The organism is Actinoplanes sp. NPDC048967 (assembly GCF_040649415.1).
Classification (GTDB): Bacteria; Actinomycetota; Actinomycetes; order Mycobacteriales; family Micromonosporaceae; genus Actinoplanes.
Genome location: NZ_JBEZFL010000005.1, coordinates 137153 through 158282 on the forward strand (window position 1 = coordinate 137153; position 21130 = coordinate 158282).

The following is a 21130-nucleotide window of genomic DNA, read 5'->3' on the forward strand; positions in this document are numbered from 1 at the left end:
TCAGGCCGAGGTGAGGGTGAGGAACGCTTCTTCCAGCGACGTGGGGCGTACCTCCAGCTCGGTGAAGGGGACGTCGCGGGCGACGAGATCGCGGACCAGCCGGTCGGCGTCGCCGGTGAGCAGGTGGGTGCGGTCGCCGTCGCGTTCGGTGCCGACCACCCCGGGCAGTTCGGGCAGCGGTACGGGCACGGTCAGGCTGACCCGGCGGATGGCGACGAGACCGCGTACCGCCGCGACGGTGTCGTCGGCCAGCACCCGGCCGCCCCCGATCACCACCACCCGCCGGGCCAGGGCCTCGATCTCTTCCAGGTAGTGACTGGTCAGCACGACCGTGCCGCCGTCGGCGTGGAACGCCCGGATGCCGTCCCACAAACCGTGCCGGGCCTCCACGTCCAGCCCGGTGGTCGGCTCGTCGAGGAACACGATCCGGGGCCGGCCCACGAACGCCAGCGCCACCGCGACCCGCCGTTTCTGGCCGCCGGACAGGCCGCCGGTCTGCCGCTTGGCCAGGTCCGTCAACCCGAACCGGTCGAGCAGCTCGGCCCGGCCCAGCGGGTCGGGGAAGTGCGCACGGACGAAGTCGACGACCTCGCCGACGCGCAGTGCGCCGGGCAGCCCGGTCTCCTGCGGGGTCACCCCCAGCGCTCGCCGGCTCGCCGGGTCGCGCGGGTCGCCGCCGCACAGCTCCACCGTGCCCGAGGTGGGCCGGCGCACGCCGGTGAGGAGGCTGACCAGGGTGCTCTTACCGGCGCCGTTGGGCCCGAGCAGGCCGACGAGCTCACCGGCGGGCACGTCGAGGTCGATCCGGTCGAGGGCCAGCACGTCGCCGTAGCGGCGGCTGACGCCGAGGGCGCGGGCGAGGATCACAACTCCTCCTGGAGGTTGGCGGTGCCGTTGAGCAGCGCGTGCAGCGCCGCGGTGTAGTCCTCGAAGGCGACCCGGCCGCGCCCGGTGAGTCGGACCAGCGTGGTGGGCGTCCGGCCCTGGTGGGTCTTGGTGACCTCGACGTAGCCGGCGTCCTCGAGCTTGCGCAGGTGCACGGAGAGGTTGCCGGCGGTCATCCGCAGGATGTCCTGCAGCCGCGGGAAGGCGATCCGGTCGGCCTCGCGCAGGGTGGAGAGGGCGGAGACGACGCGCAGCCGGGCCTGGGCGTGGATCACCGGGTCCAGCTCGGGCAGGTCGGCGCTCACCGCGGCATCCGCAGCCAGGAGATGAGCCCGGCGACGAGCATCCCGCCGCCGCCGAACACGGCGACGATCAGCGCGTGCCAGCCCGGCCCGATGATGACGCCGACGACGTTGACGACGCTGATCGAGAGGCCGAGGACGTAGAGGACCCGGTCGTTCCACAGCGCGCCGCCGGCCATGTGCAGGGCGCCGGTGAGCGCGACCATCGCGCCGGCCCACAGCAGGTTGGCGTCGGGGACGGGCAACAGGTCGCTGATCCGGCTGAACAGGACGGCCATGCCGATGAAGGCGACCGACCAGGTGAAGCCGTACATCGCGCCCTGGCGGGAGGACGGGCCGCTGACCTGCCGGCTGGCCCGGGCACCGACGAAGCCGGTGGTGATGCCGGCGAGCGTGATGAGGCCGAGCAGCACGGTCAGCGGCAGATAGTCCGGCATGTCCACATAGACCCGCTCGTCGGGACCGAAGCGCAGGAAGAAGACCCCGAAGCCGATCAGCCAGGCCAGGCCCCACGGCCAGAGCAGCAGGCGGGGATCCGGCGTGAGCCGGCGGGCGGTGGTGGCCCGCTCCCGCGCGATCAGGCGCAGGGACTCGGCGGGGTCGGCCGGCGGGAGTTCGTCATCTCTGGCGTCCATGCAAAGAACTTTACCGCATAAAGTCAAAGAGCTTTGTGCCATAAACCTTACTGCTCGCTTAGCATCGCGCGGTGAGCCATCTCGTACTGCGGGCCGCCGACTCCCGCGAGCTGGGGGAGGTGCTGACGTTCTGGGCGACGGCGGCCGAGAACGCCAGTCGCCCGCCGGACACCCCGGGCGCCCTGGCGGCGCTGCACCTGCGGGACCCGGACGCGCTCATCGTGGCCGTCGAGGGGGACCGGATCGTCGGCACGATCATCGCCGGCTGGGACGGCTGGCGGTGCCACCTGTACCGCCTCGCGGTCGATCCGCAACGCCGCCGCAACGGCATCGGGCGGGCCCTGATCGAGGCGGCGGAGAACCGCATCCGGGCGCTGGGCGGCACCCGGATCGACGCGATGGTGCTGGATGACAACCCGGGGGCCCACGCCATCTGGGCCGCCCGGGGCTACCACCGCCAGCCGGACTGGTCCCGCTGGATCAAGCCGCTCTGAGCGGTTCGGGCAGCGGCTCGGCGTGCACCACGGACAGCCGGGACACCGCGCGGGTCAGGACCACGTAGAGCCGGTGCAGGCCGCGGGGCTCGGCCGCCACGATCTGGGCCGGTTCCACGACGACCACGTGGTCGTACTCCAGGCCCTTGACGATCGTGGCCGGCACGACCGTGACGCGCGCCTCGGAGTCGACGTCGTCCGGCGTCGCGGCCGGCAGACCCGCCGCCGCGAGATGCGCCCGCAGCCGGTCCACCGCCGCGTCGGCCGCGATGACCGCGACCGAACCCTCGTGCTCCAGCGCCGCGGTCACCTCGACCAGCATCGCGGCATCCACCTGGTCCGCCGACGGCACGCCGACGACGGAAAGATCACCGTCGCGACGCAGCGAGACGGCCTCCGGCACGTCCACCCCGAGCGCCGGCAGCAGGCGGTTGGCCAGGGCCACAACCACAGCGGGTACGCGAAAACCGACCGTCAGCGGCACCACCACGGCGTCCGGCTTACCGAGATGCCGCAGCGTGTCCCGCCAATCGGCGGCGGCCCACGGCGCGGTGCCCTGAGCCAGGTCGCCGAGCAGCGTGATCGAGCCGTGCTCACTGCGCCGGGCGATCGCCCGCGCCTGCATCGGCGACAGGTCCTGAGCCTCGTCCACCACCACGTGCCCGAAGCTCTGCTCCCGCTCCAGCAGCCCGGCGGCCTCGTCGATCAGCACCAGATCGGCGGCGCTGAACCTGGCCGCCTTCACCGTGCGCGGCGCCTTCGGCCAGAGCAGCAGCTCCTGCTCCGCCTCGGTGAGGATGCCCTCGGCCGCGGCGGCCAGCAGCTCGGCGTCACTGAGCAGCGCCACGACCAGCCCTTCGGGGGTCAGCGCGGGCCAGGCGTTGTCCAGGAAGTCCCGTACCGGGGGGATCCTGCCCATCCGGCGCAGCCAGCCCTCGTTCGGTGAGTTGCCGGTGCGGTACTCCGACTGACGTTGCAGCAGCGCGACGACCCGGGCCCGGACCCGCTCCCGGCCGACCGCGTACGGCAGCTCCTCCCGGCGCGCCTCGTCCACGATCTGCCGCAGCGGTCCCGGATCGATCCGCCAGCGGTACGAGCCGTCCGAAACCATGATCGGCTCCACCGGTTTGGCCAGCCGGCTCCACAAGGCCTTGCGCAGGACGGTGGCCAGCCGCGGATCGTGCTTGAGCAGGGCGGTGGCTTCGGCGTCGTGGCCGCGTACCGGTGCCCGCGCGATCAGGTCGTCGACCGTGGCCTGCTGCACCTCGACCTCACCGAGCGCCGGGAGCACCGCCGAGATGTAGGACAGGAACGCGGTGTTGGGCCCGACGATCAGCACCCCGGAGCGGCGCAAGCGCTCCCGGTGGACATAGAGCAGGTACGCGGCCCGGTGCAGCCCGACCGCCGTCTTACCGGTGCCGGGCGCTCCCTGCACACAGATGGAGTCCTCGAGCTCGGCGCGGACCAGCTCGTCCTGCTCGGGCTGGATGGTGGCGACGATGTCGCGCATCGGCCCGACGCGCGGCCGCTCGATCTCGGCGGTCAGGATCCGGCTCTTGGTGCCCAGCTCCTCGCCCCGGTCCAGATGCTCGTCCTCGAAGCTGGTCAGCTCCCCCTTGACGAAACCGAACCGGCGCCGGGTGGCCACACCCTGCGGATCACGCACGCTGGCCCGGTAGAACGACTGGGAGAGCGGCGCCCGCCAGTCCAGCACCATCGGCTCACCGGAATCATCGGTGACGTGCCGGCGCCCGATGTGGTACGCCGTCTGCTCGATGTCCAGCTTGCCGAAGAAGAGCGGAGTGTCGGGATCATCGGCCAGCTCGGCCACCCGGCGCGACAGGGTCCGCCCGAGCGTCTCGGCGCTGTAGGCGTCCCCGGCGATGTCAGCACCGGCAGCGAACAGGGACTCGGCCCGCCCCCGCATCCGCCCCAGCGCGGCGCGGGACTGGCTGAGGTGCCGGCGTTCGGAAATGAGTTCGTTGTCGAGTTCGGATGCGGGCACGCTGATTCCTATCGCGGTAGCTCGCTGCTCGCTCGCGTATCCGGCAACGGGTGGCCGTCGTCCGGCGCGGAGACGTCCGCTGCGGTGTCGACTCACCGCGGCCGTCAAGCGGCCACGTACGATACGCAACCCCGCCGCCCTCGGCCACCGAATTTCGTCTTTCGTTTTTTTCGTTTAGCGGTAGGCTCATTTCATGACCGGTGTCCTGCGCGAACGGACCGTGCTGCCCCCCGACGACCCTGCCGATATGGCCCGCTTCGCTCGCGGTCTGGCCGCGGTGGCGGCTCCCACGCGGGCTCGGCTGGTCGGCCCGGACGGCACGGAGATCGAGATCCCGGACGATCTCTACGGCATCCTGCGAGACGTGGTGGGGGCGCTGTCCCAGGGGATGGCGATCTCCATCGCACCGCACAACACGATGCTGACCACTCAGGAAGCAGCCGACCTGCTCAACATCTCGCGGCCTACCCTGGTCCGGCTCCTGACGGACGGCGACATCTCGTACACCATGCGCGGAAGGCATCGCCGGGTGATGCTCCGCGACGTCCTCGCCTACCAGGAGCGCGTGCGAACCGAACGCCGTGAAGCGCTGGACCGGATGGCGTCAGAGGGGGAGGAGGCAGGACTGTACGAGTCCACCGCCACCCCGAGACCGACCCGATAAGGAACCGCCACCGTGCCGTTCCCCGCCTTTCTTGACACCTGCGTTCTCTATCCGGCCTACCTCGCTGACACGCTGCTCCGCCTGGCCGAAGCCTCTGCCTACCGGCCGCTGTGGTCGTTGGACCGTCCTGGAGGAACTACGGCGTAACGTGATCCAACGGGGGATTCCTGCCGACAAGGTTGACCGGCGGATCGCCCTGATGACGCGGTCGTTTCCTGACGCGCTGGTCACGGGTTATGAGTCCCTGATTGACGACATCATTGCCGTGCATCCGGACGAGTTTCGGCTCGATCAGCTGGATCTTTATCCGGGTCTGACGTTGGCGGTCCTGCGTCAGCAGGCCGCCTCTTATCGGCGGGAGCCGACCAGCGTTCCCGGCGTGCTGGTGCTGCTCGAGCGCACCGGCGTGCCGCGTTTCGCTGCAGAGTTGCGCCGGCATCTCTGATCGCCCGGGTGCGTCGGGGCCGCGGGTGACGCGGGATCATGGGTGGCATGGCTGACGGGCAACCCACCACACGGATCACCGACCCGAAGGTGATGCGGGCTCTCGCGCACCCGGCCCGGATCGCGATCATCGAGCATCTCGGCAGCACCGGGGCGGTCGTCACCGCCACCGAATGTGCCGGGCTGGTCGGCCTGTCGCCCAGTGCGACCAGCTATCACCTGCGTGAGCTGGCCAGGTACGGGCTCGTCGAGCAGGCGCCGAGCCGCGGGGACGGCCGCGAACGGGTCTGGCGCAGCACCACCTCGGGGCTCAACGTCGACGGTGACCTGAACGAGCCGGAGACCCGGGCCAGTCAGCGGGCGCTGGTCGATGTCTACCTGAACCGCGACTTCGCCCGGTTGCGGGAGTGGGTCGCGCGGGCGCACGAGGAGCCGAAGACCTGGCAGGAGGCGAGCGCGTTGATGAGTCCGATGCTGCTGCTCAACGCCGAGGAGCTGGCCGAGGTCAACCGGCGGGTCAAGGAGGTGCTGGCGCCGTACCGGCGGCGGGAGCGGATCGCGGACGCGCCCGCGGACGCGCGGCCGGTCGCTGTGCACTACGCCGTCTTCCCGGTGGAGTAGCCCTTGTGCTGAGCAGATGCGAAGGATTATTTTCGAAGTATGTCCTTCACATCTGACGGCTCGCGCTGGAGTGACGTCTACCTCGCCGCCGGCGCCCGGGGCGTCAGCGCCTGTGGTGACTTCCTGGCGGCCACCGCTCTTGCGCTCGCGTTGCAGCAGGCCGGGGCCGGTGGGGTGGCCGTCTCGGGGCTGCTGCTCGCCGCCGCCCTGCCGCTGGCGGTGCTGGCCCCGGTGACCGGCCGGATCGCCGACCGGGTGGACAGCCGCAAGCTGCTGATCGTGGCGGGGATCGGGCAGGCCGCGGTGTGCACGGCGCTGGCCTTCGCCGAGCACTCGTTGGTGATCATTGCGCTGGTCGCGGTGCTGGCGAGCGGGCTCGCGGTCACCCAACCCACCCTCGCGGCGCTGCTGCCGGCGATGGTCCGGCGGGAGGATCTGGCCAAGGCGAGCGGCATCAACCAGACGGCGGGACTGATCGGCATGCTGATCGCTCCCGCGCTGGCCGGGGTGCTGGTGGGGCAGTTCGGCGTACGGGTGCCGCTGCTGCTGGACGCCGTCTCGTACCTGTCGCTGGTGGTGGCCGGGCTGCTCATCCGTACCCGGAGATCGCCCGCGGCCCGGCCCGCCGCGGCCGTGCCCGTCTCCTGGCGGCTGCGCGACGACAGGTTGGTCGCCGTGATGGTCGGGGCGATCGCGGCCGTCGTGGCCGGCGTCGACGCCATCAACGTCATCGAGGTCTTCTTCATCCGGGCGACTCTCGGCGCCTCCACCACGGTGTTCGGCCTGGTCAGTGGCACCTGGACCGCCGGGATGCTGGCCGGCGCCCTGCTGTTCGGCCGGCTCGGCCGGCGCTGGACCCAGCCCGGACGGCTGGTGCGGATCTCGCTGCTGCTGGCCGGGGCCACCTGCGCCGCCGTGCTGGCCGGGGCCGGCGTGTGGCACGCGCTGTTGCTGGTGCCGCTCTGGTTCGCCGGCGGCATCTGCAACGGCGGCATCAACGTCTTCACCAGCGTGGTCATGGCCCAACGGGTGCCGGCCGCCGCCCGCGGACGGGCGTTCGCCGCGATGGGCGCCGCCGTTCAGGGCGCCGGCATGGTGGGTTACCTGGTCGGCGGGCCGCTCGTCGACCACTTCGCGCCGCGGCCGCTGGTCGCCGCGGCCGGGCTCGCCGGGCTGGTCGCGGTGGCCGTCTGCCTGCCCGTCGTCCGCCGGGCCGAACGTGAGATAGGTCCCTCGCCGCGGGTGGAGCCCCGGCCCGCGCAACCCGCCGGAGATAGCGTCGGACCATGAGCGACGTAGTCCGGCGACCCCGGGTAGGCCACATCCAGTTCCTCAACTGTCTGCCGATCTACTGGGGCCTCATGCGCTCAGGCGCGCTGCTCGACGTCGACCTGCACAAGGACACCCCGGACCGGCTCAACGCCGCCCTGGTCGCCGGCGACCTCGACATCGGCCCGATCTCCCTGGTCGAGTATCTGCGCAACGCCGACGACCTGCTGCTGCTGCCGAACCTCGCGGTCGGCAGCGACGGGCCGGTGCTGTCGGTCAACCTGGTGTCCACCCGGCCGCCGGCCGAGCTGGACGGCCGCCCGGTCGCGCTCGGTTCGACGTCGCGGACCGGCGTGCTGCTGGCCCAGATGCTGCTGGCCGAGCAGTACGGCGCCGAGCCCGAATACTTCCGCTGCCCCCCGGAGCTCAACCAGATGCTGCTGGAGGCCGACGCCGCGGTGCTGATCGGCGACCCGGCCCTGCGCGCCATGTACGAGGCCCCGGAGCTCGGCCTGCAGGTCATCGACCTGGCGCAGGCGTGGAAGGAGTGGACCGGCCTGCCGATGGTCTTCGCCGTCTGGGCGGTCCGCAAGGAGTTCGCCGCCGCCCACCCGGGTGTGGTCAAGGAGGTGCACGAGGCGTTCCAGCGCTCACGCGATCTCTGCCTCGGTGAGCTGGACGAGGTGGCCGAGGCGGCGGCGCGCTGGGAGCCGTTCGACGCCGCGACGCTGGCCACGTACTTCCGGGCCCTGGACTTCTCGCTGGGTGAGCGGCAGGTGGCCGGGGTGCGCGAGTTCGCCCGCCGGGCCGCCGCCCGCGGCGAGGCGCCGGCCCTGCCGGCCGACGGGCCGATCTTCGCCCAGGTATAGACCGCTTTGCTCCTCAGGGGGTAGCGCCGCGTCGGTCCGCAGTGGAGCATTGACCGGTGGCTACCCGACCGAACAATCTCGCGATCCGCCTCGCGCTGCCCCTCGCCATGATCGGGCTGACCGCCGTCGGCGCGGCCACCCCGGCACGCGCCGAGGCCGCGGCCGAACGGCCGACGATCGAGATCTCGGCGCCCGAGCGGGTGGTCACCACCAGCGGTGCCACCAAGACCGTGCCGTTCGAGGTCGTCAACGCGGGCGAGACCGCGGCGACCGGCCTGACCCTCGACTTCGCCCTCGCCGGCACCGCGATCGACCCGCGCCTCGGCTTCAAGCCCGCGCCGGGCTGCACCGCGACCGGGTGCGCGATCGGCGACCTCGCGCCGGGCGCCCGCAAGGCTTTCTCGTTCACGGTGACGCCCACTGCCGCGCTGCCCGCGACCGGGGCCGCGATCGGTCTGGTGGTCCACGACGCCGGGGGCGCGTGGAAGGAGTCGACCACCGTCACGGTGGTGCGCGAAGCGGCCGGCGTCGACCTCGAGACCGCCCGCATCCCGGACATCGAGCTGGCTGCGGGCAAGTCAGCCGTGCTGCCGATCTCGGTCCGTAACAACGGCGACAAGGCCGCCGAGGGTGTCGCCCTCGCGTTGGCCGGCCCGCGCTACATCTCGTATCCGAACAACTACAGCAACTGCGTCAAGGCCGAGGACCTGCCCGGCATCGTCTGCGTCTTCGACCTGACCCTCGCGCCGGGCTCGACCTTCGGCATGTCGCCGACGACCCCGCTCACCGTCGCGGCCGACGTGGCTGCCCCCGGCCCGGCGAGTTACACCGCCGGCGTGGCGGCCCTGGGCCTCGACGACGACGAAGCCGGCCTCGCCGCGGCGACCAAGGCAGCCAGGAAGCCGGGCGCCAAGCTCCAACTGGTGCCGGCCGCGCAGAGCCTCGCGGCCGGTCAGCGCGAGCTGAACGAATGGGACAACGCGACCTCGTTCCAGGTGAAGGTCCCGCTCAACGCGGCCGACAGCGTGGCCATCGGCGACAACTTCGAGGGCAAGATCGGCGACACCCGTACGGTGAAGGTCGGCTTCCGCAACGACGGCCCGGCCACCGTGCTCGGCCGCACGACGTCGTGGATCCACGCGGCCAAGGTGCGCATCCCGTCCGGCCTGGCGCTGACCAAGGTGGACAAGCACTGCGTCCCGAACGGCGACGGCGACCCCAGCTGGGACCAGCCCGGCCAGGTCAGCGGCCACGATTACCTGTGCGTGGCGAGCAAGCAGCTGGCCAAGGGGGAGCAGCAGCTGTTCTCGTTCACCGCCAAGATCGAGGACGGCGAGAACGAGGACGAGGGCTCGATCACGGTCGACGGTGGCGTGCAGGACCAGAAGACGACCAACAACGTGGCCAAGATCGAGGTCAAGCTGACCACGGGCGGCGGCTCGGGCGGCGGTTCCGGTGGCACCGGTGGCGGGTCCGGCGGTGGGCTGGCCATCACGGGTGCGCCGGCCGGGCGGATCGCTGGTGTGGGGATGATGCTCGTGCTGACGGGTGCGCTGGCGCTGGTGCTGACCCGTCGTCGCCGGCCGGTCTGATTCCGCTCGGGCGGGTGGGCCCGCCGGTCGGTTTTGCTTCCGTCCTGGGCGGGCGTCGTCCCGCCGGCCGGTCGATCCCGCCGGGCGTGCGTCGTGGCCGGCTTGGCTGGTCTGGCTGCCCGGGGTCGCGGGTCGGGTCGGGCCGGGCCGGCTCGGCCGCTCGGTCAGGGCCGGGTGATCACGTCGGCGTCGATGTCGCTGATCGCCGGTAAGCCGGCTTGCGCCATCGTCCGGGCCAGGTCGGTGCGGTAGTAATCCAGGCAGTCACGGACGCCGTCCGCGCCGCCGGTGGCCAGGGCCCACAGCACCGGGCGGCCGATGAGCACCGCCCGCGCACCCAGCGCCAATGCCGTCAGCACGTCGCCGCCGTCCCGGATGCCGCCGTCCACCAGCACCGGCACCCGGCCCGCGACCGCCTCGGCAACCGGGCCGAGCGCCCGCGCGGTAGCGACCACCCGGTCCAGCTGCCGGCCGCCGTGATTGGAGACGATCACCCCGGCAGCGCCCGCCTCGACACAAGCCGACGCGTCCCGGGCCCCGAGCACACCCTTGACCAGCACCGGCCGGCCGGAGATCGCCGCCAGCCAGCCGATCGCGCCGGCCTCGAGGGCCGGATCCTGCTCCCGGCCCACCGGTCGGGTCGCCGGGGACAGCGCACCGGCCTGCGGTACCGACCGCGGGTGCACAAACGGGGCATCGGCGGTCAGCACGATCGCGCCCGCCCCGGCGGCGACGGCTGCGCGTACCTGTTGCTCGGTGATGTCCCGGTCCCGGAGCACGTAGGCCTGGAACCACCAGGGCCCGGCCACCGCGATTTCGGCCGGCGACCGGCCCGCCCGGGCGCTGAGCACCAGCAACGAGCCGGCCGCCGCGACGCCCCGGGCGGTTGCCGCCTCACCCTCGGGATGCGCGAGCGTGTGCAGCGCGGTCGGTCCGGCCAGCACCGGGGCGGCGAGCCGGGCGCCGAACAGCTCGACCTCGGTGCTGACCTGGGAGACATCGCGGAAGAGCCGCGGGACGAACCGCCACTCGCGCCAGGCTGCCGCGGCCTCGTCCCGGGTGACTTGGGCGCCGAAGCCGTCCCGGTAGTAGTCGTAGACGGCTGCGGGGAGGATCGCCCGGGCGGCTTCCTCCTGCATCGTCAGGCTCCGCGGTTCAGGATCCGGTCCAGGGCGGCCACGTCGTCCGCGGTGAGGCGCCACTGCCCGGCGGCGGCGTTCGCCCGTACCTGGTCCGGGGTCGTGGCGCCGGCGATCACGCTGGTCACCGCCGGCTGCGCGGCGAGGCCGGCGATCGCCACGTCGAGCAGGGTGTGCCCGCGTTCCTTGCCGTACGCGGTCAGCGCCTCGATGGTGTCCCAGTCCGCCCCGTCCAGCCAGCGCTGATACCGCTCCTGGGCCAGCCGGGTGCCCTCGGGTGCCGGCGTGCCGCGCTGGTACTTGCCGCTGAGCAGGCCGCTGTCCAACGGGAAGAACGGCAGCAGTCCCAGCCCGAACTGCTCACACGCCGGCACGACCTCGTCCTCGACCTCGCGGTGCAACAGGCTGTACTGATTTTGCGCACTGATGAACGGGGTGCGGCCGGCGGTCCGGGCCGTCCAGTCCGCGTCGGCGATCTGCCAGCCCGCGAAGTTGGAGTTGCCCAGGTAGCGGACCTTGCCGCTGCGGACCAGGTCGTCCAGCGCCGACAGGGTCTCCTCGATCGGGGTGGCCTCGTCCGGGGTGTGGATCTGGTACAGGTCGATGTGGTCGGTCCCGAGCCGGCGCAGCGAGGCCTCGACCGCCCGGATGATGTACGACCGGGAACCTCGGGCGCCATGGTCCGCGCCGTTGAGGCCCTCCATGTCCATGCCGAACTTGGTCGCCAGCACGACCTCGTCACGCCGGCCCTTCAAGGCCGCGCCCAGGCACTCCTCGGAACTGCCGTGCGGGGTCCCGTAGATGTCGGCGGTGTCGAACAGCGTGATCCCCGCGTCGAGCGCCGCGTCGACGACCGCCCGGGTGCCGTCGACGTCGAGCTTGCGGCCGAAGTTGTTGCAGCCGATGCCGACGACCGAGACGACCAGGCCCGAGGTGCCGAGGCGGCGGTAGGTCATGTCACTCATGATCCGAGCCTATGCCGACGAGGGTGCCGAAATAATCTGGCAATACATCAGCTGGTGTCTATTGACACACAGTGTTAACCATTTGATGCTGTGAGAGCGCTCTCACGAGCCGTCCCCCATCCCCTGCGCCGTCCGTCTCCCGAGGAGTCATCGTGCGTATCAGATCAAAACTTCTGCATGCGCTGGCCGCGCTCACCGTCACCGTGCCGCTCGCGGCCGTGGCGGCGGCCGCGCCGGCCCAAGCGGTCGGCCCGGCTGTGCTGCCGGTCACCGTCACCAACAACTCCGGCCGTGGCGAAGCCGTCTACCTGTACGTGATCGGCATCAACCTGAGCACGAACCGCCTCGGCTACGTCAACCAGGGCGGCGCCTTCACCCCGTGGCCGGCCGGCTCGCTCCCGCCCTCGCCCGCCCCCGACGTGGCGATCGGCGGCCCCGGCAACGGCGGCGCCACGACGATCAACTTCCCGCGCGGCTTCTCCGGGCGGGTCTACTTCTCGCTGGGGGAGAAGCTCAAGTTCTTCCTCACCCCGGACGGCCTGGTGCAGCCCGCCCCGTGGGCCAGCGGCGACGCCAACTACAACATCCTGTTCGACTGGAGCGAGTTCACCTACAACGACGCGGGCCTGTGGCTCAACAGCTCGCAGGTCGACATGTTCGCAGTGCCGCACGCGGTGACGGTGACCGGATCCTCCGGCGCGACGAAGAAGACCGGCGAGCTGCTCAACAACGGCCGCAACAACGTCATCAACGGCATCAAGGCCCAGGCCGGCTGGGGTAACACGGTCTACACCCGCTCGGACGGAACCGTGCTGCGGGCGCTGGCGCCGGGCAAGGCCGCCGGGGCCGGGCTCATGAGCGCGAACTACCTGGACTCGTACATCACGTCGGCGTGGAACGCGTACACCAGCAAGACGCTGACGGTGGTGCCGTTCGGGGACCAGCCGAACACCAAGTACTTCGGCCGGACCTCCGGCAACGTCATGAACTTCACGAACAGCGCGGGCCAGCAGGTGGCGTCGTTCAACAAGCCCTCGTCGGCCAGCGTCTGGGGCTGCGACGGTGATCTGCCGGCACCGAACGACCTGGTGAAGGGGCCGATCTCGCGTACCCTCTGCGCGGCGCTGAACCGCGGCACGCTGGGCACCATCGACACCCAGCCGAGCACCAACGCGGCGCAGTTCTACCAGAACAACCCGACCAACCAGTACGCCAAGATCATTCACCAGAACATGGCCGATGGTAAGGCGTACGCGTTCGCCTTCGACGATGTCGGCGCCTTCGAGTCGCTGGTGCACGACGGCGACCCGCGTGCGGCCGGGCTGATTCTGACCCCGTTCGGTGCGGGCGGCCCGACCACGCCGCCGCCGACGGGCGGGGGACAGGCTCTGATCAGCGACTGGAACGGCAAGTGCATCGACGTGCCGAGCGCCAACTTCGTCGACAGCGCGCCGCTGCAGACGTGGACCTGCAACGGATCGAACGCCCAGAAGTGGACGTCGGCGGGCGGCGCCCTGCAGGCGCAGAACAACAAGTGCATGGACGTGGCCGGCGGCGGAACGGCGAACGGCACGCCGGTGCAGCTCTACACCTGCAACGGTACGGGGGCCCAGCAGTTCGTGCTCTCGGGCGCGGGCGACCTGGTGAACCCGCAGGCGAACCGCTGCGTGGACATCAAGGACTGGAACGGTGCGGACGGCGGCCGGCTCCAGCTCTGGGACTGCGGGGGTTCGGCGAACCAGAAGTGGCACAAGGGCTGACGGTGCGGTGACGGACGGGCCTGCGCGGCATACGCAGGCCCGTCTGTTGTCATGCGCGGTCTCCGGTGGGCCTGCGCGGCGGGCGCGGGCCCACCGGAATCCGGCCACTGCCGCGGTTGAGGACAGCGACGGTGTGCCTCGTCGACCACACCGCCCGCGAGTGGTGCGGAGGGTGGCGGTGGCGTTCACCGGGCCGGACGCGATCGGGGAGGACGGTGCCCGCCCGCCGGCTGCCGATGGGGCCGGCGCGTCGCCGCGATTTCGGCCGATCCAACCATCCGCGGCCCTATGTGGACGGTGGGTCGGCCAGGTCGCGGTACGCCGGGCGGAGGATGTCAACCAGCGGGATGTGGCGGACCCGGATCTGCGGAGCGTCCAGCACCCGCAGCAGCAGCTCCGGCGGCACCGTCACCCGGCCCGGGCGCTCGCGCAGCCGGCTCAGTGAGATGGCCGGGGTGTAGAAGTCGGTCAGACGCGTCTGCAGCTCAACCTCCTCGACCGCGAGCGGGTCGATGGTCTCGACCGGTTCGGGCAGGCCGCGCAGGGCGGTCAGCAACCCCTCCCGGCCGCGTCCGCGCCAGGCCAGCACCAGGAACGGGTCGTCGTCGAACGCCTCCGCCAGCACGTAGAGCACCGCGGACACGTGCTTGCACGGCGTGCCCCAGTCCGGGCACGAACAGCTCATCTCCAGTGTGGACGGAAACAGCGGCAGCTCCAGCTCGTCGAACAGGTCCACCAACTCGTGCGGGATCTCCCCGGCGAGCAGTGCCGCGCGATACAGAGCCTGTGATCCCAGCGCGGCCAGCACGCGCGTCCACTGTGCCTCGTCGTAGGCCGGGATGGCGATCGTCACCTCGTACGGCTGCGGGCGTGATCCCTGCACCCGTCCCGCAACCCGGCCGGGGGTGAGCTCGAAGTCGATGACCTGACCCTTGCGGGCGTACGCACGTCCGCGCGCGAGCCGGCCCGGGTCGCAGGTGCGTTCCAGGATGTCGACGAAGCGGCGGGACCACCACTGCTCGCCGATCTTGCCGCGTTTGGCGCGCACGGCGAGGCCGCCGTCCACCCGGATCGGCCCGGTGTTGTCGAACCAGCGTCCCTGCGGGTCCACGGGCATGGTCAGCTCACCGCCACCGGGTCGAGGGCGAACAGCTCGCGCAGCTGGTCGGTGTTGAGGTCGGTCACCCAGTCCTCGCCCGTACCGACCACTGAGGACGCCAGGGCCTTCTTGCGCTCGATCATCGCGTCGATCTTCTCCTCGAGCGTGCCGGTGCAGATGAACTTGCGCACCTGCACGTTGCGGGACTGTCCGATGCGGAACGCGCGGTCGGTCGCCTGGTCCTCGACTGCCGGGTTCCACCAGCGGTCCACGTGGATGACGTGGTTGGCGGCCGTCAGATTCAGGCCCGTGCCGGCCGCCTTGAGCGAGAGCAGGAACAGCATCGGCTCGGTGTCACTCTGGAAACGCTCGACCAGCTCGTCCCGCCGCGCCTTCGACAGTCCACCGTGGAGCCACAGCACCGGCCGGTCGAGATGCGCGGCCAGGTACGGCTGGAGCATGGTCCCGAACTCCGAATACTGCGTGAAGATCAGAGCCTTGTCGCCGTCCTCGATGATCTCCGCGGTCAGCTCCTCCAGCCGGGCCAGCTTGCCGGAGCGACCGGGCAGCCGGGAGCCGTCCTTGAGCAGGTGGGCGGGATGGTTGCAGACCTGCTTGAGCTTGGTCATCGCGGCGATCACGTTGCCCCGCCGCTGGATGCCCTCGCTGTTGTCGATGACGGCCATCATGTCCTCGACCACGGCCTGGTAGAGCGTCGCCTGCTCGGCCGTGAGCGTGCACCAGACCTTCATCTCGTTCTTCTCCGGCAGGTCGGAGATGATCGACTTGTCGGTCTTGAGGCGGCGCAGCACGAACGGTCCGGTGGCGCGCTTCAGAGCGGCGGTGGCATCGGCGTCGCCGCGCACCTCGATCGGCTCCTGGAAGCGGCGGCGGAACCGCTTCGCGGGCCCCAGCAGGCCGGGATTGCAGAACTCCATGATGGACCAGAGCTCGGCGAGATGGTTCTCCACCGGCGTACCGGTCAGGGCCAGCCTGGTCCGGGCCGGGATGGCCCGCACTGCCTGGGCCTGCCGGGTGCCGCTGTTCTTGATCGCCTGGGCCTCGTCGCAAGCAATCCGTCCCCATTGGACCTCACGAAGGGCGCCGAGATCCCGCAGGGCGGTGCCGTATGTGGTGATGACGAGATCGGCCGTGGCGACCACGGACCGGAAATCGTCGTCGCGCTTGCGGGCCCCGCCGTGATGGACATGCACCCGCAGCGCGGGCGCGAACCTGGCGGCTTCCTTCTGCCAGTTGCTGACCAGAGACATAGGACAGACGAGCAGAGTCGGGGCGACCGGCACATCCGGATCGACGCGCTCGGCCAGCAGCAGCGACAGCGTCTGTGCCGTCTTGCCGAGGCCCATGTCGTCCGCGAGGATGCCGCCCAGGCCGAGCCGGGCCAGGAAGTGCAGCCACGACAACCCCCGCTCCTGGTACGGCCGCAGCGTCCCCTGGAACCCGGGCGGTGTCGGCACCGGCGTGAGCCGCTCAGCCGCCTGCCCGGAGATCAGGTCACCGAGCGCGCCGTCCGCGTCCACCTCGACCAGCGGCAGATCCTCCTCGCCGCCGTCGACCACCTGCTGCAGCACCTCGCCGGCGGTCAGCTCGCCCTCGCGGCGCTTGCCGACGGCCTTCAGAGCCGCCTTGAGCTGGCGATCGTCCAGCTCGACCCACTGCCCCCGGACCCGGACCAGCGGCACCTTGAGCCGGGCCAGCTCGGCCAGCTCCTCGGCGCTGACCGTGCCGTCGCCGATCACCAGGTCGATGCGGAAGTCGACCAGCTGCTCGAGGCCGAACCCGGAGTCGGCGGCGGCCTTGCCGGACGGCGTCTTGCTGCGGGTGCGGGTGGTCAGCTTGAGCCCGACCGCCTTGCGCCCGGCCCAGGCCGGGAGCTGCACGCCGAAGCCGGCGGCCTGCAGCAGGGGAGCGGCCTGCCGGAGGAAGTCGTGGGCCTCGCCCGTGTTCAGGGCCATGGCCGCCGGCCGGGCGTCCAGCAGCGCCTCGTGCAGCGCCGGGAACAGCCGGACCGCGCGGCCGAGCCCGGCGAGCAGCGTCTCGTCGGGATTGGCCGGCAGGCCGGGCATGCGCGTGCCGCTCCAGAGGTCGTCGGCGGGCAGGTAGAGACTCGGATCGTCGGCCGACTGGAGGGCGAAGTCGAGCGCCCAGTCGTCGGTGCCGGGCGGGGGCTCGGTCAGCCGGAAGCTCACCCGGATCGGCCCGTTGGCGTCGTGCGCCGACCGCAACCAGCCGACCAGCGGCTTGGACAGCTCGGCGACGTCGGCCGGCTTGGCCCCCGGCAAGGAGGGATCGGCGCCGGTCAGCGAGAAGAGCCATCGCTCGGCGAGCGCGGTCCTGGGGCCGGGCCGCAGCCCCAGCAGCATCCGCTCCGGCATCAGGGAGCGGGCGGCGGCATCCACCAGGACCTCGAGCGCGTCCCGCAACGTGCGGCCGACACTGCCGGTGGCACTGCTCCCGGCGTCGTCGGACGACCCGCCCACCGCGGCCGAGCGGCACACCGGGGGCATGGCCGCGGCGAAGTCGCGATAGCCGGCGGCGTCGGCGCCGGTGAGCACCGGCCGCCAGCGGCCGGCCGGCGTGCCCGACTCCACCACCAGCTGCGGCAGCATCCGCCCGCGGCGGGCCATGTCGCAGGCGTGCCCGGCCAGCACGCACAGGTAGCGCAGGGACGCCGCGGCGATCCAGGGCCCGTCCGGATCGGGCTCGGCCAGCGCGCCCAGGGCGGTCAGCGCCAGCTCGCCCGGCAGCACCAGGGCCGGTGTCTCCCAGGCCCCCAGCCGCAGACCCCGGCCGGGCGCCTCGCTGCCGGCCTCCGGCGACGGCAGCGGACCCTTGGCCGTGCCGGGCAGCTGCAGGACCAGCTCCGTCTCGGCGGCCTTGGCCAGCGCGTCTCGGACGTCATCCGACGAGCCGGTCAAAGCCGCGGCGAGGGCTCCGGGCGGCACCGCGAACGGATGGGGGCGGCGACGAGCCCGGGAAGAGGTGGTCAGCGGGAGAGCGGGATCCTCGGCCCAGAGCGCGAGCCTCCCGGGCGCCGACTCACCGGCGATCCACACGCCATGCACGACGAGCACTGCGACTCCGATTCCGATCGACCTGTCGAGGTTAACGACTGAGCCCGCCCCTGGCGCAGGTGCGCCCCGGCGAGGCGAAGCCCGAACGGTAGGCGGGACACTGTCACCGGGCCCCCAGCCCGTTTAGTTGGACGCCGTATAAGATACGCCGTACAAGAAAGGAGTGCCACCCCGTGGCCGAGGCGCGACGCACCATCGACCTGCTCTGGTTCGACGAGCCGGCGAGCCGGCGAGGCCGTAAGAAGGGCCTGACCGTCGCCCAGGTCGTCGACGCCGCCATCACGCTCGCTGACGACGAGGGGCTCGACGCGGTGAGCATGCGGCGGGTGGCCCAGGAGCTGGGCGTCGTGCCGATGACGCTGTACACGTACGTACCGGACAAGGCCGCCTTGCTCGACCTGATGCTCGACGCCGTCTACCTGCGGATGTCGCGCGAAGGCAGCGCGGACGCGTCCTGGCGGGAGCGGCTGGCGGCGGTGGCCGAGGACAACAGGCTGCTCTTCGCGCAGCACCCGTGGGCGGCGGGCATCGCGCAGAGCCGGCCGCCGCTGGGCCCCGGCCTGATGGCGAAATACGAGCACGAGCTGCGCGCCTTCGCGGGCACCGGCCTCGACGACGTGGAGACCGACTCCGCCCTGACGTTCCTGCTCGGCTTCGTGCGGGCCTCGGCCCGGGCCGCCGCCGACGCGCAGGCCGCGGCCGAGCGCAGCGCGCGCAGTGATCAGGAGTGGTGGGCCGAGAACGGCCCGCTGCTGGCGAAGGTCTTCGATCCGGCCGCCTACCCGACGGCCGTGCGGGTCGGCGCCGCGGCGGGCGCCGAGCTGGGTGCCGCCTTCGACCCCGGCCACGCGTACGCGTTCGGCCTCGAACGGGTCCTGGACGGCCTCGGGGTGCTGATCGAGCGCCGCAGCAGCGCGGCGCGTCAGTGACCGACGCCGCTGACGACTGCCGGATCCGGGACGTAGGCTTCGGGGCGTGACGGCGAACCCGGAGATCGACAGCATCCTGCAGCGTGGGGCCGACGGTGGGCGGATCACGCCCGAGGAGGCGCTGCTGCTCTACACCGAAGCGCCCTTCCACGCCCTCGGCGAGGCGGCTGACGCGGTCCGGCGCCGGCGCTACCCGGACGGGATCGTCACCTACCTGATCGATCGCAACATCAACTACACCAATGTCTGCGTCACGGCCTGCAAGTTCTGCGCCTTCTACCGGGCGCCGAAGCACGCCGAGGGCTGGTCGCACCCGATGGAGGAGATCCTGCACCGGTGCGGCGAGGCGGTCGAGCTCGGCGCGACCCAGGTCATGCTCCAGGGCGGCCATCACCCGGACTACGGCGTGGAGTATTACGAGAATCTCTTCTCCTCGGTCAAGCAGGCCTACCCGCAGCTGGCCATCCACTCGATCGGCCCCAGCGAGATCCTGCACATGGCCAAGGTCTCCGGCGTCTCCATCGAGGAGGCGGTGCTGCGGATCAAGGCCGCCGGCCTCGACTCCATCGCGGGGGCCGGCGCCGAGATGCTGCCCGACCGGCCGCGCAAGGCGATCGCGCCGCTCAAGGAGTCCGGCGCGCGCTGGCTCGAGGTCATGGCGGTCGCGCACCGCAACGGCCTGAGCTCCACGGCCACGATGATGATGGGCACCGGCGAGACCAACGCCGAGCGCATCGAGCACATCCGGATGATCCGCGACGTGCAGGACCTCGCCGTGGCGAACGGCTACGTGGACTCGGCGGTCGAGGCCGAGGGCAGCGTGGGCGGTTTCCGCGCGTTCATCCCGTGGACGTACCAGGCGGAGAACAACCACCTCAAGGGCCGCACCCAGGCCACCACGATGGAATACCTGCGCTTCATCGCGGTCTCCCGGCTGTTCTTCGACAACATCGCCCACCTGCAGGCGTCCTGGCTGACCACCGGCAAGGACGTCGGCCAGCTCGCTCTGCACCTGGGCGTCGACGACCTCGGCTCGATCATGCTGGAGGAGAACGTGATCTCCTCGGCCGGCGCCCGGCACCGGTCGAACCTGCACGAGCTGATCTGGATGATCCGCACGGCGGGCCGGGTCCCGGCGCAGCGCGACACCCTGTACCGGCACCTCGCGGTGCACGCGACCGAGGCCGACGACCCGACGGACGAGCGCGTGGTGTCGCACTTCTCGTCGATCGCGATGCCCGGCGGCGGCGCGGGCCGCACCGAGCTGCCGCTCGTCGAGGCCCGATAGCTTCTCGAGACCCGGCGGCCCCCGCGCTGAGGGGTGTCGATGGGCCGGATGACCGGGGTCACCGGCCGATCGGCCAGGTGCGCCTCGGCGAAGCGGTGAGGGGCTGATTGCTCCTCGGTAACGAGCCGCGTGTGTCTCTGGTCCGGCGCGTTGGTGCTGGTTACGTTGCCTGCGTAACACCGCAACACTGAAGCGTCGCCACGACTCATGACCGTCGGCGGCGGGGTCGGACCCGACCGATGGCGGTCGTATATATAACGCAAGATGAACGGGCGGGATGGGTCACCATCCCGCCCTTTCCATGTGCGCGGCTGGCAAAGTGGGGGCGTGACGCGCGCAGATCTGGACAAGCAGCCGCACGAGGTCGCCGAGATGTTCGACGGTGTGGCCGAGCGGTACGACCTCACCAACACGGTGCTCTCCTTCGGCCAGGACCGCGGCTGGCGCCGGGCCACCCGGGCCGCCCTGGGGCTGCGGCCGGGGGAGCGGGTCCTCGACGTCGGCGCGGGCACCGGGGTGTCGACCGAGGAGCTGGGCCGCTCGGGGGCGTACGCGGTGGGTGCCGATCTCTCCACCGGGATGTTGCGGGCCGGTCGGGCCGCCGGCCGGGCTGTGCCACTGGTCGCCGGGGACGCGCTCAAGCTGCCGTTCCCCGACGACACGTTCGACGCGGTGACGATCTCCTTCGCCCTGCGCAACGTCGTCGACACCGGCGCGGCGCTGCGGGAGCTGGGCCGGGTCACCCGGCCGGGCGGGCGCCTGGTGGTGTGCGAGTTCAGCCACCCGACCAACGCGGCGTTCCGCACCGTCTACCTGTCGTACCTGATGCGCAGCCTGCCCACCGTGGCCCGCGGCGTGTCGAGCAACCCGGAGGCGTACGTCTATCTGGCCGAGTCGATCCGCGCCTGGCCGGACCAGTCCGGGCTGGCCGCCCGCATCGCGGGCGCGGGCCCGTGGGCGCGGGTCGGGTGGCGCAACCTCACCGGTGGGGTCGTTGCCCTGCACCGGGCCACGAAGATCTGAAAAATGAGCGTTTGCCCGGTTCTCGCCGGTCCGGGGTGTTTGACTCGAGGAC

The 21130-nt window shown here is 71.6% G+C and carries 19 protein-coding genes; 11 read left to right on the plus strand and 8 right to left on the minus strand.

Features of this window, described 5'->3' with window-relative positions; genetic code table 11:
• The 3 genes from AB0C12_RS22385 to AB0C12_RS22395 are packed head-to-tail and all read right to left on the minus strand — an operon-like array spanning position 1 to position 1822.
• Entirely contained in the window at positions 1–867 is an 867-nt protein-coding gene (locus AB0C12_RS22385; protein ID WP_360550845.1) for an ABC transporter ATP-binding protein, read from the minus strand.
• On the minus strand, positions 864–1190 hold the full coding sequence (locus tag AB0C12_RS22390) for a transcriptional regulator (protein ID WP_360550847.1): 327 nt from the start codon (positions 1188–1190) through the stop codon (positions 864–866). The genes AB0C12_RS22385 and AB0C12_RS22390 overlap by 4 nt, the downstream gene beginning before the upstream one ends.
• Positions 1187–1822 carry a transporter gene (locus AB0C12_RS22395; RefSeq protein WP_360550849.1) on the minus strand — a complete coding sequence of 212 codons (636 nt, stop codon included), beginning with the start codon at positions 1820–1822 and terminating at the stop codon, positions 1187–1189. Before AB0C12_RS22395 ends, AB0C12_RS22390 begins: the two co-directional genes overlap by 4 nt.
• Before the next feature lie 71 nt (positions 1823–1893).
• On the opposite strand from AB0C12_RS22395, the gene AB0C12_RS22400 reads away from it, so the two are divergent.
• Entirely contained in the window at positions 1894–2316 is a 423-nt protein-coding gene (locus tag AB0C12_RS22400) for a GNAT family N-acetyltransferase (RefSeq protein WP_360550851.1), read from the plus strand.
• On the opposite strand, the gene AB0C12_RS22405 is transcribed toward AB0C12_RS22400, so the two are convergent.
• Complete coding sequence (locus AB0C12_RS22405) at positions 2303–4321, minus strand: AAA family ATPase (protein ID WP_360550853.1); 2019 nt, start codon at positions 4319–4321, stop codon at positions 2303–2305. The genes AB0C12_RS22400 and AB0C12_RS22405 overlap by 14 nt on opposite strands.
• 193 nt (positions 4322–4514) lie before the next feature.
• Here AB0C12_RS22405 and AB0C12_RS22410 point away from each other — a divergent pair, with 193 nt between their 5' ends.
• The 6 genes from AB0C12_RS22410 to AB0C12_RS22435 all read left to right on the plus strand — a co-directional run bounded on the left by AB0C12_RS22410 (position 4515) and on the right by AB0C12_RS22435 (position 9780).
• Positions 4515–4985, plus strand: a complete 471-nt coding sequence (locus AB0C12_RS22410) for a helix-turn-helix domain-containing protein (protein ID WP_360550855.1) — start codon at positions 4515–4517, stop codon at positions 4983–4985.
• Positions 4986–5133: 148 nt separating this feature from the next.
• Positions 5134–5430, plus strand: coding sequence for a hypothetical protein (locus AB0C12_RS22415; RefSeq protein WP_360550857.1), 297 nt, complete (start codon positions 5134–5136; stop codon positions 5428–5430).
• A 47-nt stretch (positions 5431–5477) separates the two neighbouring features.
• A complete protein-coding gene (locus AB0C12_RS22420) occupies positions 5478–6050 on the plus strand; it encodes a helix-turn-helix domain-containing protein (RefSeq protein ID WP_360550859.1) in 573 nt (190 codons plus the stop codon).
• Between the two features lie 39 nt (positions 6051–6089).
• Positions 6090–7340 (plus strand): MFS transporter, encoded by a 1251-nt coding sequence (locus AB0C12_RS22425; protein ID WP_360550861.1) that lies wholly within the window; start codon positions 6090–6092, stop codon positions 7338–7340.
• A complete protein-coding gene (locus tag AB0C12_RS22430; protein ID WP_360550863.1) occupies positions 7337–8188 on the plus strand; it encodes a menaquinone biosynthesis protein in 852 nt (283 codons plus the stop codon). The genes AB0C12_RS22425 and AB0C12_RS22430 overlap by 4 nt, the downstream gene beginning before the upstream one ends.
• A 56-nt stretch (positions 8189–8244) precedes the next feature.
• Entirely contained in the window at positions 8245–9780 is a 1536-nt protein-coding gene (locus AB0C12_RS22435) for a hypothetical protein (RefSeq protein WP_360550865.1), read from the plus strand.
• Positions 9781–9944: 164 nt separating this feature from the next.
• Here the strand turns inward: AB0C12_RS22435 and AB0C12_RS22440 are convergent, their stop codons facing one another.
• Both AB0C12_RS22440 and AB0C12_RS22445 read right to left on the minus strand, forming a co-directional pair.
• Positions 9945–10919, minus strand: a complete 975-nt coding sequence (locus tag AB0C12_RS22440) for an alpha-hydroxy acid oxidase (RefSeq protein ID WP_360550867.1) — start codon at positions 10917–10919, stop codon at positions 9945–9947.
• 2 nt (positions 10920–10921) lie between these two features.
• Complete coding sequence (locus AB0C12_RS22445) at positions 10922–11875, minus strand: aldo/keto reductase (protein ID WP_360551925.1); 954 nt, start codon at positions 11873–11875, stop codon at positions 10922–10924.
• A gap of 161 nt (positions 11876–12036) precedes the next feature.
• Between AB0C12_RS22445 and AB0C12_RS22450 the strand changes: the two genes are divergently transcribed.
• The gene (locus AB0C12_RS22450; RefSeq protein ID WP_360550869.1) at positions 12037–13644 is read left to right on the plus strand and encodes a beta-1,3-glucanase family protein; all 1608 of its coding nucleotides are present in this window, start codon (positions 12037–12039) and stop codon (positions 13642–13644) included.
• 286 nt (positions 13645–13930) lie between these two features.
• Here the strand turns inward: AB0C12_RS22450 and AB0C12_RS22455 are convergent, their stop codons facing one another.
• Together AB0C12_RS22455 and AB0C12_RS22460 are read right to left on the minus strand one after the other, a co-directional pair.
• Complete coding sequence (locus tag AB0C12_RS22455; protein WP_360550871.1) at positions 13931–14761, minus strand: SWIM zinc finger family protein; 831 nt, start codon at positions 14759–14761, stop codon at positions 13931–13933.
• Positions 14762–14763: 2 nt separating this feature from the next.
• Complete coding sequence (locus AB0C12_RS22460) at positions 14764–17838, minus strand: DEAD/DEAH box helicase (protein WP_360550873.1); 3075 nt, start codon at positions 17836–17838, stop codon at positions 14764–14766.
• 173 nt (positions 17839–18011) lie between these two features.
• Here AB0C12_RS22460 and AB0C12_RS22465 point away from each other — a divergent pair, with 173 nt between their 5' ends.
• The 3 genes from AB0C12_RS22465 (at position 18012) to AB0C12_RS22475 (ending at position 21078) form a co-directional block, all read left to right on the plus strand.
• Positions 18012–18767, plus strand: a complete 756-nt coding sequence (locus tag AB0C12_RS22465) for a TetR/AcrR family transcriptional regulator C-terminal domain-containing protein (RefSeq protein WP_360550875.1) — start codon at positions 18012–18014, stop codon at positions 18765–18767.
• A gap of 46 nt (positions 18768–18813) precedes the next feature.
• Complete coding sequence (gene mqnC / locus AB0C12_RS22470) at positions 18814–20055, plus strand: cyclic dehypoxanthinyl futalosine synthase (RefSeq protein WP_360550877.1); 1242 nt, start codon at positions 18814–18816, stop codon at positions 20053–20055.
• Between the two features lie 327 nt (positions 20056–20382).
• Positions 20383–21078, plus strand: a complete 696-nt coding sequence (locus tag AB0C12_RS22475; protein WP_360550879.1) for a demethylmenaquinone methyltransferase — start codon at positions 20383–20385, stop codon at positions 21076–21078.
• Positions 21079–21130 lie beyond the last annotated feature (52 nt).